Annotated in this window: 11 protein-coding genes; 4 read left to right on the forward strand and 7 right to left on the reverse strand. The window is 58.4% G+C overall.

Annotated features, from left to right (window positions below; translation table 11 throughout):
- Positions 1–60: 60 nt before the first annotated feature.
- The 6 genes from M0D67_RS00535 to M0D67_RS00560 all read right to left on the reverse strand — a co-directional run bounded on the left by M0D67_RS00535 (position 61) and on the right by M0D67_RS00560 (position 8496).
- Positions 61–1797, reverse strand: a complete 1737-nt coding sequence (locus M0D67_RS00535) for an AMP-binding protein (RefSeq protein ID WP_266236815.1) — start codon at positions 1795–1797, stop codon at positions 61–63.
- Between the two features lie 111 nt (positions 1798–1908).
- Positions 1909–2697, reverse strand: a complete 789-nt coding sequence (locus tag M0D67_RS00540; RefSeq protein WP_154559750.1) for an enoyl-CoA hydratase/isomerase family protein — start codon at positions 2695–2697, stop codon at positions 1909–1911.
- A gap of 64 nt (positions 2698–2761) precedes the next feature.
- Positions 2762–4501: a CocE/NonD family hydrolase gene (locus M0D67_RS00545; protein WP_154559749.1), complete on the reverse strand. Its 1740-nt coding sequence runs from the start codon at positions 4499–4501 to the stop codon at positions 2762–2764.
- Between the two features lie 258 nt (positions 4502–4759).
- Entirely contained in the window at positions 4760–6163 is a 1404-nt protein-coding gene (locus M0D67_RS00550; protein WP_154559748.1) for an MFS transporter, read from the reverse strand.
- A gap of 96 nt (positions 6164–6259) precedes the next feature.
- Positions 6260–7360, reverse strand: coding sequence for a porin (locus tag M0D67_RS00555; protein WP_154559747.1), 1101 nt, complete (start codon positions 7358–7360; stop codon positions 6260–6262).
- A gap of 347 nt (positions 7361–7707) precedes the next feature.
- The gene (locus M0D67_RS00560) at positions 7708–8496 is read right to left on the reverse strand and encodes an enoyl-CoA hydratase/isomerase family protein (RefSeq protein ID WP_154559746.1); all 789 of its coding nucleotides are present in this window, start codon (positions 8494–8496) and stop codon (positions 7708–7710) included.
- Between the two features lie 488 nt (positions 8497–8984).
- On the opposite strand from M0D67_RS00560, the gene M0D67_RS00565 reads away from it, so the two are divergent.
- From M0D67_RS00565 to M0D67_RS00575, 3 genes are all read left to right on the forward strand, one after another.
- A complete protein-coding gene (locus M0D67_RS00565) occupies positions 8985–9743 on the forward strand; it encodes a TetR/AcrR family transcriptional regulator (protein WP_171926045.1) in 759 nt (252 codons plus the stop codon).
- A gap of 219 nt (positions 9744–9962) precedes the next feature.
- Positions 9963–10568: an FMN-dependent NADH-azoreductase gene (locus M0D67_RS00570; protein ID WP_154559744.1), complete on the forward strand. Its 606-nt coding sequence runs from the start codon at positions 9963–9965 to the stop codon at positions 10566–10568.
- A 120-nt stretch (positions 10569–10688) separates the two neighbouring features.
- Positions 10689–12161: an MFS transporter gene (locus tag M0D67_RS00575; protein WP_266236821.1), complete on the forward strand. Its 1473-nt coding sequence runs from the start codon at positions 10689–10691 to the stop codon at positions 12159–12161.
- A 66-nt stretch (positions 12162–12227) separates the two neighbouring features.
- On the opposite strand, the gene M0D67_RS00580 is transcribed toward M0D67_RS00575, so the two are convergent.
- On the reverse strand, positions 12228–12932 hold the full coding sequence (locus tag M0D67_RS00580; RefSeq protein WP_154559742.1) for a Crp/Fnr family transcriptional regulator: 705 nt from the start codon (positions 12930–12932) through the stop codon (positions 12228–12230).
- Between the two features lie 211 nt (positions 12933–13143).
- Here M0D67_RS00580 and M0D67_RS00585 point away from each other — a divergent pair, with 211 nt between their 5' ends.
- Positions 13144–13911 carry a class II aldolase/adducin family protein gene (locus M0D67_RS00585; RefSeq protein WP_266236823.1) on the forward strand — a complete coding sequence of 256 codons (768 nt, stop codon included), beginning with the start codon at positions 13144–13146 and terminating at the stop codon, positions 13909–13911.
- Positions 13912–13988: the final 77 nt, after the last annotated feature.

The raw sequence follows: 13988 nt of genomic DNA on the forward strand, positions 1-13988 counted from the left end.
AATTCAAGGTGAGTGTACGAGTCTCTGTTTTTACGATCCTGTCCGGTTTTCGCTAACCTGTCAGGCGGTCTTGTGCTCGGTCAGATTGAGATAGCGGATCATCTCCTCACGCATGGCGAACTTCTGTACTTTTCCCGTAACAGTCATAGGCAGTTCGCTCACGAAGCGAATATATTTGGGTACCTTATAGTGCGCGATCTGTCCTCGGCAAAAGTCTCTGATGTCCTCCTCAGTCGAACCTTCGCCTTTTCGAAGCACGATCCAGGCGCACAACTCCTCGCCGTTCTTCTCATCCGGCACGCCGAACACCTGCACATTCTGTATTTTTGGATGCCTGAAGAGGTATTCCTCAACTTCGCGGGGATAGATATTCTCTCCCCCTCGAATCACCATGTCCTTCAACCTTCCGACGATGTTGCAATATCCGTCGGCGTCGATCGTTGCGAGATCACCCGTATGCATCCATCCGTCAACGATGCTTTCGCGCGTTTTTGTCTCGTCTTCCCAGTACCCCTGCATCACCGAGTACCCTCGTGTACAGAGTTCTCCCGTCTCGCCGACCGATACAGTCTTACCGTCGAAATCAACGATCTTGACTTCGAGATGAGGTTGAATCCGCCCGACCGTTGTCGTGCGCTTATCGAGCGGATCCGTGGTTCCGCTCTGAAACGATACGGGGCTGGTCTCCGTCATGCCATACGCAATGGTGACCTCTCGCATATTCATCCTGGTCACAACCTGATTCATTGTCTCGACCGGACAAGGCGATCCAGCCATGATCCCGGTCCGCAGACTGCTCAGATCAAACGATGCAAAGTCCGCGTGCCCCAGTTCAGCGATAAACATGGTCGGCACCCCGTGAAGTGCAGTGCAACGCTCTTCCGAGACGGCTGCGAGAGTCGCGCCGGCGTCGAATCCTTCGCCCGGGAAGACCATCTGAGCGCCAACCGACACGCACGCCAGTACGCCGAGCACCATGCCGAAACAGTGGTATAGCGGGACAGGAATGCACAGTGAGTCGGCTTCGGACAGCTTCATTGCCATGCCAACAAAGCGTGCGTTGTTGATGATGTTTCGGTGCGTCAGCGTTGCACCCTTGGGGCTGCCGGTGGTGCCGCTCGTGAACTGGATATTGATCGGGTCCTGAGAAGAAAGTGTTTGCTCGACGGTGTCGATTACCTCACGCCCTTCGTCTCGAAGAATCCCCTCTCCGCGCTGCATGACCGTGTGGAACGACATGACGCCCGATACGCGCCAGTCACCCACGGAGATCACCGTGCGAAGGTCCGGCAGACGTTCGACCTTCAACTCGTCCGGCTGCTGTGACGCGAGTTCAGGCGCAATGTCGAGCAACATCGAAATGTAGTTCGACGTTTTGAAACTCTCGGCGGTGACGAGCGCCTTGCATTTCACTTTCCGCAGCGCGTACTCGAGTTCCGACACACGATAGGCGGGATTGATGTTGACCAGCACGGCACCGATGCGCGCCGTCGCGAACTGCGTGAGCAACCATTCGAACCGGTTGGGAGACCAGATGCCAACGCGATCCCCTTTTCCTATTCCCAACGACAGAAGCCCTGCGGCAAGCTGATCGACATGATCGTCAAATTCGCTCCATGTCCACCGTACAAGTTGCTCCCGCAATACCACAGCTTGCTGATCAGGAAATCTGCGTGCTGTTTCCCTCAGAAACTGGCCGACTGTAGACTCGCTCAACGGAACGTCCGTCGAACCCCGTACGTAGGCAACGCCATCGGCAGGCGCTTCGAGCGTAAGGGAACCGGGTAAAGTGTGCATGAAGCCATCCTCCATCGTTACTGCGCGTTTCCGTCAAAAATTCCGCTGAACGGAGTTATCTAGCGATTGCAATGCCGTCGGCCCCTGTCGAAGGCCGACATCGAAAACGCTTCATTTCCCGTGAAAAACCATCTCGCCCGGTTCTTCATCACGATCGAACGCCTCGGCTGTGTTGGCAAAACCTCGCTTGGCGTCCGCAGTGTTGTACAGGTCCATGCACACATCCAGCATGGTGGCATCCGCACCGGGGATGCCGCCGCTTGACCACACCTTGAGCAGGGTGCGCGTCGCTGCGTACGAAAGCGTCGGACCGTCGGAGAGCTGCGTAATCAGCTCGGCAGCAACACGTTCGAGCGCATCGGGTTCAGCCACGTGCGTTGCAATCCCGAGGTCCCGGGCCACGCTGCCGGGAATCGCCTCACCCAGCATCGCGAAACGGGACGCGTTGCTGCGCCCCACTCGCTCGGCCAGCCGCTGCAGCGCTCCTGCAATGGGAAGCATCGCCGTCGTGACCTCGACGCATCGGAACACGGCGTCGGTTGACGCCACAATGAAGTCACAGTTCAACGCGAGTTCAAAGCCGCCGCCGAAAGCCAGACCCTGCACCACCGCTACCGTCGGGACGCGGAGCGCTTCGATTGCGCGATACGAAGTGTTGATTTCCGCGACGAAGGTGCGAAACCAGTTCAAGTCCTTTCCCGGCCATTCGCGAACCTCGCCACCGAGACTGAAGTTGGGCCCTTCGGCCCGAACGACCAGTACCCGGATGTCGCTTTCGCTGGCTTCATGAACCGCCTGCCGGAGACACTCTGCAAACCGTGCATCGAGACGGTTGTACGGCGGATTCGCCAGAACGATATTCCCGACCTTCCCGTCGCGCTCAAAACGTATGCTTTTCATCGCCTAACCTCACTATTCAGTCAGATTCACCGAGCGCCTGTGACGCTCGGGAATGTTTCGTAATTCAGGAGTTCTCTTGATTCAACGGAATGATCGGAAGAAGCAGATGTGAAGGACGATCCGCGTCACGGTAAACCTTGTGAGTGACCGTGTTGCTGCTGGTGACGTGATACGGAATGTATTCGACATCGGTCATCGCGCCCGTTCCTGTCGGCACGTCCATGCTGCAGATCTCGATACAGATCCGATGGCCGGCCTTGAACTGGTTTGCCGTTGCGAGCACCTGGATTTCATACTTGACGATCTGGCCAGGTGTGACAGGCGAGATCGACTCTTTCGTCAATTTGTGGAACGGCTCCGCAGGCGTGGATCGGGCAGGATCCGTTGCACGGTATGACGCTTTCAGCCAGCCGCGGGTAAGTTCGCGCTCAGGTAGCGTCTCCGGCACCGACCGTTCGCCGACGCGTGCAGTAACCACCGATACGTCCGGACCGACGTCCTTGAGTACGACAATCCAGTTCGTATCCGTCTGATCAATCTCAGCATAGAGCGTCAGCGAAATGGGACCCGCCACCAGTACGTCCTGCGCAAGCGGCTCAGTCATGTAACGCAGGCGTTCAACCTTGGACGTCTTTTTGAGCGGCATTTGCGTGAAGACATCAGGTTCCCGATGCGCGTTGCCAACCTCCGCTGAAGGTCGAGGGGCGTCTGTGGAAAGCTGCTCCCAACCTGAAAGGTAGTACTTCGCCCATTGCGTCTCCGGCAAAGGCCAGTCACTACCCGTTCGCCATTCGTTGGCGCCCATCACCCAGTAACGGACCGGCGGTTCGTTCATGATGCCGGTATCGATACCCTTCAACCAGTAGTCGTACCAGCGAATAACCTCGTCGTGATACTGATGGAATGGCCGCTCCAGATGCGCAGGGCCCGTAAAGATCAGCTTGCGCGGCTGTTTGACATTGCTGAAGTAATGCTGCGCGCCAAGCCAGTGCAATTTGTACGTGTAAGCGTAGGCGCCAGAGCCGGTATAGAACGGCACCTTGATCGACTTGAAAATTTCCTCGGCTCGTTCGACCGTCCCCTCCGGCTCCCACGGGTTCGTCATGATGTGGTACATCACCCCTGTGCGCTGCCCCTTCTGCGTCAGGATGTTGTACAGATTGATGTACATCTTGTAGTCGGGATTGCGCATGGCCGCGCGCCAGAGTTCCTCTTGCGCTTCAGGTAACGTACCCGGCACACCGCGCGGCTCATGCACCGTGCTGAAAACGTCAAGCAGGTACGGGAACGTGTGAATGACGCCACCGGGATTGAAGTCCCGAAACCCGAACATCCCGCCGTATGCGCTACAGGCGTCGTACGGAAAAATTGCCTTGAGCGCGGGGTGGCCCTGCGCCGCCGCACGCCATTGTTCACCCGCAAAACCCGAGATCCCCACCATGCCGACCTTGCCGTCGGACCACGGCTGCTGCGTGATCCATTCGATCATGTCGTAATGGTCAGTATTCTCCTCGCCGTAGTGGCCCTCCGACTTTGCGGAGCCGCGCGGTTGCGCAATAACGTGTACATAGCCATTGGCGATGAAGCGGCGAGTGTCCCCGGCTTCTATCGGCCCGAACCAGAGCGGCGCATGGGCGGGCTGTGGGGGCAAGACATCCGCAATATCCGGACCCTGGAGATCCTTGTTGTGCAGCGCTGAAGCGTACAGCACGGGATACTTGCCATCCGCATCCGGTCGATAAACGTCTACCGCAAGACGGGTTCCGTCCCGCATCGTTACGACGATGTCGCGTTCTTCAATCATGTCTCCTCCTTCGTTGGCCTGTTCGGCGTCAACAGACGGCCGTCTCAAGGCCGAAAATTTGCTTTACCCGCCGACATGCGCTTTTGCGTTCGCTCATCGAGAGCCGCACGATCAGGCAGGTTCCGTAATTCACTATACTTCACGTCCGTAAAGTATGCAAGACGAACGACGTGCCAAAAAATAAAAGTTTGAATCCCAAATGAATTGCGCCCGAGGAACGGCTACGTGTCCATAACCGCGCGTGCTAGCGCCATACCGTCACTGCGTGGTGCTGTTCGGCAACGGTGGATCATCCGCCGATCCGGTACTGATGTCCGCCACGTGTTCGGTCAGCGATCGCCGTTGTGCAGAGAGCACTCGGGCCATGACGATCATGCATACGCAAGCCATCAAAAGCGGTATCGACAACAACGCACATGTGAGCAGGTACGGAAAACCCGATATGACGATCAGGCCAATCAACGACGAACCGACAATCGACCCGAGCCGTCCGATCGCAACGTTCCAGCCACCGCCAGACGCACGCAGCGCAGTTGGATAGAAAATGCCCGGAATGGTGTTGACGCAGATCAGCGGTCCTCCAACAGCTATGCCGGACAGGAAGACCACGCCCGCGTGCCACTGGGTGGCTTCGGAGATGCCCAACGCGACGACAAGCAGCGAGCCTGCGCCGAACGCCACGGAAACGACCGATGCCACGTTATAGCGACGAACAAGGATGGCGAATAGAACCGCGCCGCCGAGCGCACCGAACTGGAACATCGACGATACTTGCGAGGCGTCGTGCATCGATAGCCCCACCTGCTTCAGGTGGGTCGGCATCCAGCTTCCAATCAGAAAGAACACCAGATAACCCGCAAACTCCGCAAGCCACGTCAACACGGTGCCGAGCCGGTATTTCGCGCTCAACAGCGCCCTGCTTCCGCTTATCGATTCACGCGTTTCGGCGATGAATAAATGCATTCCAGAGCAGTCTAAAGACGGAAACACTTTGCCGAGAATTCGCTGCGCCTCGTCATTGGACCTTCGACTGGCCACGACGTAGAGCGGCGACTCGGGGACTTGCCACGCAAACAAGGCAACGACCCCAAGCGGCAAAAGACCACTCAGTACCAGCATGCCTCGCCACCCCAACGTCCCGATAGCGAGAGACGTGACCAAACCAGCGGCTGCCGCACCGAAAAGGAATCCACAGTAAGTCGATGCGAGCATCGCTGAGCGTGAACGGTCGGGGCTATATTCCGCGACGATCGCCGACGTAGCCGGCATCGCTGCTCCGATGCCGAGACCGGTTATGAAGCGCAAGGCAATGAGCTGAAATATCGACTGTGCTTCGCTCGACATCACACCCGCGATGCCAAACCATGCGATTGCCACGATGCTCACCGTTCGACGACCGACTCGGTCAGCCAGCGTTCCTCCAACGATCGATCCAATCAGTAAGCCGGTTAGTCCAAAAGCCACCAGAGGCGAAAGAGCGGCGCTCGATAGCCGCCAATGCTGGCTAATCGCAGGCGCGATAAAACTGATCACAATGGTGTCGAAACCCTCGATCGCCGTTGCCGCGAAGCAGATGAGGAACACCGTCCACTGCTTACGCCCCATAGGCATATCGTTAAAAATCTCGCGCACATCCCGCTGGGCATAGCCTATGCTATTCATCGCATTGTCCTTGATGATCGGTCACCTGGTTTCGGTGTCAATCGGGTGTCAATCGGGTTTCACTTGTCTCTCGACAGCAACGACATCACCTGTTCGTTAAAACCGGTGACGAATTCCAACTCGCAACAGACCCTGCGTTTGTCCACTCGACGGTGAAGGAATCAACGTGATCTGCGCGCGAGTCGCCGAACCCGCCGCTTTCAGCAGTTCAGCCGCAAAGTAAATGTCCGTCCGCTTCGAGAGGAAATAGTTGGTGTAGAGATCGATTGCCCGATAGATTGGCGTCGCGGAGGTCGCATCCACTTTGCCGTGCGTGTAGATGTACGCCGCACCTGCGAGCAGAAAGGGCGTAATGAAGTAGCCGACGTTGCCCTCGTAGTTGTCAAACCGCACGTTACTGCCAAGAAAGCCTTTCTTGAATTGCGTCGACGTGTACGTGAAAGCAATTGAAGCGCTGCCGAGCTTGTACGATGCACCTACCCCTGCGATGGATTCGCTTTGCGCGTTCTGCACGTACGGGGCATAAATGATGTTTCGCGGTGTGATGCTATCGAATGCGGCAGCAAACGGATTCTTGATGATCGTATAGGCAGCCGCAACATACAGTGGGAAGCTAATTCCGTTGTAACTTAGTCCCACCGACGTCACGCTATTCGTGGAGAATTGTCCGGGCTGCCCACCAAAGCTATAGAGCGCACCCAATGTGAACCCTGCTATTTTTGGACTGGCGTATTTGACCGAGTTGTTGATGCGTATGCTCCCTCCAACGTTGTCAACGTCACCGGCGTGAGCGAAGTAGACCGCCCAGTTCAAACCGGCTGCAACGGGGGAAAGCATTTCGGCGACTTCCTCGTATTGACGCCCAAGCGTGAACGTCCCATACGGGCTTGAGATTCCAACGTACGCCTGGCGGCCGAACAGACGCCCATTGTTCGACAGGTTTCCGCTGGACACGTCAAAGCCGTTTTCCAACGTGAAGACTGCTTTGTAACCTCCACCCAGATCTTCGGCGCCGCGCAGCCCCCATCTGGACAGTGATCCACCTCCGCTCTGAAGCAACCAGCCTGAATGTCCGTTCTGATTGCTTGTGTAGGTCAGGCCTTCATCCAGCAGACCGTACAGTGTCACTGAACTTTGCGCGTACACCACCACAGGCGTGACACAAAAAAGCGCGGCGGCCAAGGACAATCTCTTCATCTCCAGTCTCCTTTGTCATTTTGAACGCACTACCAAACGGCACATCGAAGGTGCTGAAAGAAGGATATGTCTAAATTTTCCACTCGTATAGTTTAATTTGGATAGGAGTATCCCCAGGTATGCTTCGCCTGACGAATGAAGGGAACGGGTACCCGACTTCACGCAAGGACCTGGAAGGAGATTGAATCTGGCAGCCGATCAGATCGGGAATCGATGGCGACGTCGCGCAGTAGCGACTTTACGAGGACGCCAACTGGCAGAGGAGATGGGGATGTACGGACCGCACGAGATAACAGCATCTCAGTTCAGGACTTTTGCGGACCTTCCCTGAGACGAGATTTTTATCTTCAGGTCGATGCCCTTCTGGGCGATTCAGAGTTTGCGATGAATTGTGCGACTCGTTCGGAAAACGCTTTCGTCGACGCGCATCGCAGGAAAGCATGTTTTTCCTGTTCAAGATGGCGCTCAAGGTTATCTTCGGCCACCATCCCAACAAGCGATTTCATTTCTCTGACCGCCGCCACGGGTACATCGATGACTTTCCGCGCGAGCGCCAGCGTAGTGTCCTGCAAGGAAGCGGGTTCGGCAATGCTCTGGACGAGCCCTAACTGTCCAGCCTCGTCCGCACTCAATGAGTCGCGCGTCAACAGGATCTCCAATGCCCTCGCCGCTCCCAATCGACGCGCCAGATGAAACGACAGGCCACCGTCGCTGGATGTTCCCAGCTTGGCGTAGCCGACGACAAAGCGCGCAGTGCTCGACGCGACCACCAGGTCGCACGCCATTGCCAGCGAAAAGCCCGCACCTGCTGCCGCCCCTTGAACGCTAGCGATCACAGGTATCGGCAAGCGCCGCATCGCCACAATCGTGGCGTGCAGTGCGGTAATTAACGATTCGAGGTAGGAATCGGAACGCTGCAGTCCGTCGAAGATCTGGCGAAGCTCGCCGCCGGCTGAAAATATCCTGCCCGTGGCTTGAAGTATCACTGCGCGATACTTCGACGCCCCCTCAATCTCGCGGAGGGTGCCCAGCAGTTCATCGCAGAACGCCTTGTCGATCGAGTTCGCGCGTGCTTCGTTCACCAGCGTAACGAAGGCGATGTCGTCACTTGATGTCAGCGTGATTTTGCTTTCCATCTGTCCTTGATCCGTGAATTAAATCTGTAGTCGGATTCAGTTCTGTCGTCGGCCGGTCAGAATACCTGGACCAGTCAAGTTATCTTCATTATACTTTACGATGTGTCAATTTAAAAGGAAATTGAGCGGCAAGGAGCGTCGGATCGACTGAGCATGCGGCATGTGCGGTGCAATTTTTGTCTGACGATTAGGCACCTCTTTAGCCTCGTGATTTTTGCCGGACCAACGGCATGCCTTGCCTCGCTTGAAGTTGTTGGCGCATCAGGCCGGCGGTCGTTAAATAGTGTGTTACTGTGCCGGCCAAATCGACTGTGCTCAACGGGTTCAGCGCGGCCAGGCTTCGGCGGTAAGTGTGTGATACCGTTGCGAAGCCTGCCTTCGTTGACGGTCGCGGCCTGCTGAGCCTACCCGGCGTTGGTCTGTCTGAAGGCGGAAGGCACCGGAGCACAGAAGCAACGCAATAACGAATTTCCCAATCGAGAAACCAAATGGCGGACAGCGCAGGTTCCAAGAACGTTGGTAACAAAAGCAGACCAACCGAACTCAAACGTGCAGAGCAGCAGCGGGCGCAGGAAACCCGCGCCGCGATCCTGAACGCGGCACTTGCCGAATTCGCCACGAAGGGCTTTGAGGCTGCGAGTATTCGTAGCATCGCGGATCGCATCGGCTTGCAACATCCGCTGATCACCTACCACTACCGGTCCAAAGACGTTCTCTGGCAGGCGGTGGCGGAGTTTGTGTTCGAACGCATTCGCCAGGAATGGGACACCAATCTGACGGATACGCCCCCTACCATGGCAGCGGATCGGGTAAAACTTGTGTACCGCTCGTTGTTCAGGTTCACGGTGGATTTTCCCCAGTTTCACCGCTTCATGCTGCAAGAGTTCCTCGTGTACAGCCCGCGTTTACAGTGGCTCGCCGACACAGTGCTCAAGCCATTGATCAACTGGCTAATTCCACAGATTCGCGCGGCGCAGGATGAAAACACCTTGCCCAAAGTCGAACCGATCCTCCTGCACTACCTCATGATCAGCCTGACATCGACGCTGTCTGGATTCGGTCCGGAAATGCTGGCGACCAGCAATGTCTCGGCGTCCGATCCAGCCGTTGTTGATGCGTATTGGCAGATGGTCGAGACACTCGTCTTCAGCAAACAGGCGGAGACGCCATGTGCGGACAAGGCCGAATCACGTTCGGGCAAGTCGGGTAGTCGACCCCGCGCATCCGCACGCGTGAAGAGCAGCTAAGGTATCCCGCGCTACTCCCGGGTTATCCCTCTCACTGGCAACGACTCGCGCATCCGCGAGTCGTTCGCGCCTTAAACTGATCCTCCTCTACTCCGCCAGGCACATATCTACTAAAGCGATGGGTTTCATCTGAAAATATAGGCTATCCAGATTGCAGGTCGGAGCCTATCGTGCGGATTTCCGGCAGACGTTTCGTCTGCCACTTCGGAGATCATTTTCATGAAACTGCTACACGTAGATTCCAGCATCCTCGGACAAAGCTCCGTCAGCCGCGATCTGTCAGCGGAAGTCGTCGCGACTTTCCGGACCCGCCATTCCGACCTTACCGTCACTCGTCTCGACCTGGCCGCCACGCCGATCGGCCATCTGACGGCAGCGCACCTCGCGGCCGCGCAGGGCGCTCCGGTCGACGAGGCATTGAAGTCCGACGTCGCCTTGGGACAGGTCGCGCTCGAGGAGTTCCTGGCCGCCGATATCGTGGTCATCGGCTCGCCGATGTACAACTTTGGCGTGCCCTCCCAACTGAAGGCCTGGATCGACCGCATCTCGGTCGCCGGGAAGACGTTCAGCTACGGTGAGCACGGCCCGGTCGGACTGGCCGGCGGCAAGAAGTTGGTTATCGCCTCGTCGCGCGGTGGTGTTTACAGCGAAGGCTCGCCCGTCGCCTTCTTCGATCATCAGGAAACCTATCTGAAGGCCGCGTTCGGCTTCCTGGGCATCACGGATATCACCTTCATTCGCGCAGAAGGCGTGGCGATGGGTGAAGAGACACGCAGTGGGGCCATCGCCTCGGCGAAGAAAGCGACCGCCGCGCTCGCCGCGTGAGATAGCACCGCCATCAACGGGTTGCCGATCGGGTTTCCGAATCGTGCCGAGTGATGGCGCGTCCGGTATCCGCTTGGACCCGCTTGCGCCCGATCGACCAACGCAAAAAGGAGCCCCTGCATGACCCATTCCATCCACGGCAACAAACGCTGGCTGGCGCTGATCGTTCTGTGCCTCGGCGTGCTCATGATCGTGCTCGATACGACGATCGTGAACGTTGCCTTGCCGTCGATCGCCGCGGACCTCGGCTTTACCGAAACCTCGCTGGTGTGGGTGGTCAATGCGTACATGCTCACCTTCGGCGGCTGCCTGCTGCTGGGCGGACGGCTGGGCGATCTCTACGGCCATCGCAAGCTGTTTCTCGGCGGCATCACGCTGTTCACGCTGGCGTCGCTCGCATGCGGCATGGCGAATTCGCAAATCCTGCTGGTGGGCGCGCGTTCCGTGCAGGGTCTGGGCGGCGCAGTCGTCTCCGCGGTCTCGCTGTCGCTGATCATGAATCTGTTCACCGAACCGGGCGAACGGGCGAAAGCGATGGGTATCTACGGTTTCGTCTGCGCGGGCGGCGGCAGCATCGGCGTGTTGCTCGGCGGTCTGCTGACCAACCTGCTGAGCTGGCACTGGATCTTTCTGGTCAACTTGCCGATTGGCATCGCCGTCTACGCGCTGTGCGTCGCGCTCCTGCCATCGGCACGCGGCCATGCTCATGGCGAACGGCTCGACGTGGCCGGTGCGGCCACAGTCACCGCTTCGCTGATGCTGGCCGTGTACGCGGTAGTGAATGGCAACGAGGCAGGCTGGACCTCGGCGCAAACGCTCGGTCTTCTGTTCGCCGCGCTCGCGCTGCTGGCCGTGTTTCTCGTGATCGAAGCGCGCGTGCAGCATCCGCTGATGCCGCTCGGTCTGTTCCGCTTGCACAATGTCGCGACTGCCAATGTGGTTGGCGTACTGTGGGCGGCGGCGATGTTCGCGTGGTTCTTCATCTCCGCGTTGTATCTGCAGCGCGTGCTCGGCTACCGGCCCCTGCAGGTCGGGCTCGCGTTTTTGCCGGCCAGTCTGATCATGGCGTTCTGTTCGCTGAGCCTGTCGGCGCGCGCGGTGATGCGCTTCGGTCTGCGCGCGCCGCTTGCCGCCGGGCTGCTCTCTGCAGCGTGTGGCCTCGCGTTGTTCGCTCGCGCACCGGTTAATGGCAGCTTTGTGCTCGACGTGCTGCCCGGCATGATCCTGTTCGGCTTCGGCGCGGGCATTGCATTCAATGCGCTGCTGCTGGCCGCCATGAGCGACGTCGATCCGAGCGACTCGGGTCTCGCGTCCGGTATCGTCAATACGTCGTTGATGATGGGCGGTGCACTTGGACTCGCGGTGCTCGCAAGTCTCGCGGCCGCGCGCAGCGACGCGATGCAGGCTTCTGAAAACGCCGTGGCGGCGCTCAATAGCGGCTACCACGTGGCGTTTCTGTTCGGTGCCATCCTCGCGGCGGCGGCCGGCGTGCTGGGCGGTTTGTTGTTGCGTCCTGGGCAGCCAGGCGGCGCCGGCGAACAGGACAAAAGAAGTCCGGTGGCCGCAAAAGAAGAAACCGCCGCGACCTCGTGACGACGGTGACAAAAGCGCATTCATAAGTAACACGCTCACCCACGCCACCACGAACCGTCGTAACAGTTACGAATTGGGATCGCCGAGACTGGCCGCGCGCAATCGGTCGAAATCGAGAATGGTGATTTCCCCGGATTTCAGGCTCACTATGCGTTGACTTTCGAGGTTCCTGAGCAACTGATTCGTGGTCTGTCGCGAGAGCGACACCATCGAAGCCAGGCTGTCTTGCGAGACCCTTATCCTGCTCTGCGAGGCATTGAGACCGCCATAACCTCCGGCGATCATCAGCAAACGGTTGGCCACGCGCTGTGCCGCGGGCAACAGGGTCATCGCTTCGGCATTCTCGAATGAAACCCGAAGTCTTTGCGCCATCAGCAACGCAAAATCTCGCCAATAACGGGGCGTGGAATCGAGCAGGTTCTGCAGCGCGGCCCCGGGCACGTGCAGCAACAACGTCCTGCTGACGGCAGTGGCGTCGTTCGGCCGCGGCAGCCCATCGAACATCGAGATCTCCCCCACCCATGCAGTCGGTCCGAGCACCGCGAGCAACGCCTCTTTCCCATCCATCCCGACTGTGCCGATAGCGAGCGCGCCGCCCAGCACGGCGTACAGGCCGTAAGACTGTTCACCACGCCGATACAGGAATTGGCCCTTGTCCAGCGTGAGCAGGCTGGCATGGCTGATCAGATAGTCCCGCAACTCGACAGGCAGGCCCCGGAACCATGGGGTCGTTTCGAGTTGTGACCGGTAGCGGTGCAGGCTGGATTCCATGGGCGCGTCGACCTGTCGGGTATCCGACAGATTTTAGGCGGGTTCGCGAACATCATGTGGATTCGCATCGGACGACGCAATGACTTTGGCCCTTGCTGCACCTGCAGCGTCGCAGGCGCAAAATGAGCGATTTCGCAGGGCGCTATTCAGTGTTGTTCCGGGTTATTCCAGGTTGTCCCATTGCTTGAACCATCGAATAAGGAGTGTCGACGTGGCCTCATCTGCTGTCAGTCTGAAGAACGACGTTTCACCTGCCGAATGGGAAGCGCGAGTCAATCTCGCGGCCGCGTACCGTCTCACGGCGCTGTTTGGGTGGGACGATCTGGTGTTTACCCATATCTCGGCACGCGTGCCAGGCCCCGAACACCATTTCCTGATCAACCCATACGGGATGATGTTCGACGAAATCACCGCCTCTTCGCTGGTCAAGATCGGCCTCGACGGCCGCAAGGTTGCCGAATCGCCGTATGACGTCAATCCGGCCGGCTTTACGATCCATAGCGCCGTGCATGCGGCACGCGAAGACGCCCATTGCGTAATGCACACTCACTCGGTCAACGGCGTTGCCGTGTCGGCGCAGGAAGCGGGATTGCTGCCGCTCTCCCAGCAGTCCCTTGGTGTGCTGGCGTCGCTCGGCTACCACGACTACGAAGGCATCGCGCTCGATGAAGCCGAGAAGCCCCGTCTCGTTCAAGACCTCGGAAGCAACACTTATCTGATGCTGCGCAACCACGGCCTGCTGACGGTTGGCGCGGCGCCGGCGGACGCCTTCGTCGCCATGTACTTCTTTGAAGCAGCCTGCATGATTCAGGTGCGCGCCCAGTCAGGCGGCGGCAAGCTCACGCCCATCCCGCAGCAAATTCTCGCCGGCATCAAGGAGCAGATCCGGATGGCGACGCGGGGCCTCACGCCCGGAGCGCTGGTGTGGCCTGGGCTGCTGCGTCGGCTCGATCGCCGCAACCCTGGATATGCCGACTAGCGCAGTCCGTTCGCGAGATGTCCGGCGCACGAGGGCATATGCCGGGCAAACAGCGTAAGCATGTATTACGCGTCATA

The sequence above is a fragment of the Paraburkholderia sp. SECH4 genome, assembly GCF_030511745.1.
GTDB classification, from domain to species: domain Bacteria; phylum Pseudomonadota; class Gammaproteobacteria; order Burkholderiales; family Burkholderiaceae; genus Paraburkholderia; species Paraburkholderia madseniana.

What these genes read in the sequence shown, in the direction of transcription:
- M0D67_RS00535 (WP_266236815.1), bottom strand. Translation starts at nt 1,797, where the DNA reads ATGCACACTTTACCCGGTTCCCTTACGCTCGAAGCGCCTGCCGATGGC.
- M0D67_RS00540 (WP_154559750.1), bottom strand. Translation starts at nt 2,697, where the DNA reads ATGAAAAGCATACGTTTTGAGCGCGACGGGAAGGTCGGGAATATCGTT.
- M0D67_RS00545 (WP_154559749.1), bottom strand. Translation starts at nt 4,501, where the DNA reads ATGATTGAAGAACGCGACATCGTCGTAACGATGCGGGACGGAACCCGT.
- M0D67_RS00550 (WP_154559748.1), bottom strand. Translation starts at nt 6,163, where the DNA reads ATGAATAGCATAGGCTATGCCCAGCGGGATGTGCGCGAGATTTTTAAC.
- M0D67_RS00555 (WP_154559747.1), bottom strand. Translation starts at nt 7,360, where the DNA reads ATGAAGAGATTGTCCTTGGCCGCCGCGCTTTTTTGTGTCACGCCTGTG.
- M0D67_RS00560 (WP_154559746.1), bottom strand. Translation starts at nt 8,496, where the DNA reads ATGGAAAGCAAAATCACGCTGACATCAAGTGACGACATCGCCTTCGTT.
- M0D67_RS00565 (WP_171926045.1), top strand. Translation starts at nt 8,985, where the DNA reads ATGGCGGACAGCGCAGGTTCCAAGAACGTTGGTAACAAAAGCAGACCA.
- M0D67_RS00570 (WP_154559744.1), top strand. Translation starts at nt 9,963, where the DNA reads ATGAAACTGCTACACGTAGATTCCAGCATCCTCGGACAAAGCTCCGTC.
- M0D67_RS00575 (WP_266236821.1), top strand. Translation starts at nt 10,689, where the DNA reads ATGACCCATTCCATCCACGGCAACAAACGCTGGCTGGCGCTGATCGTT.
- M0D67_RS00580 (WP_154559742.1), bottom strand. Translation starts at nt 12,932, where the DNA reads ATGGAATCCAGCCTGCACCGCTACCGGTCACAACTCGAAACGACCCCA.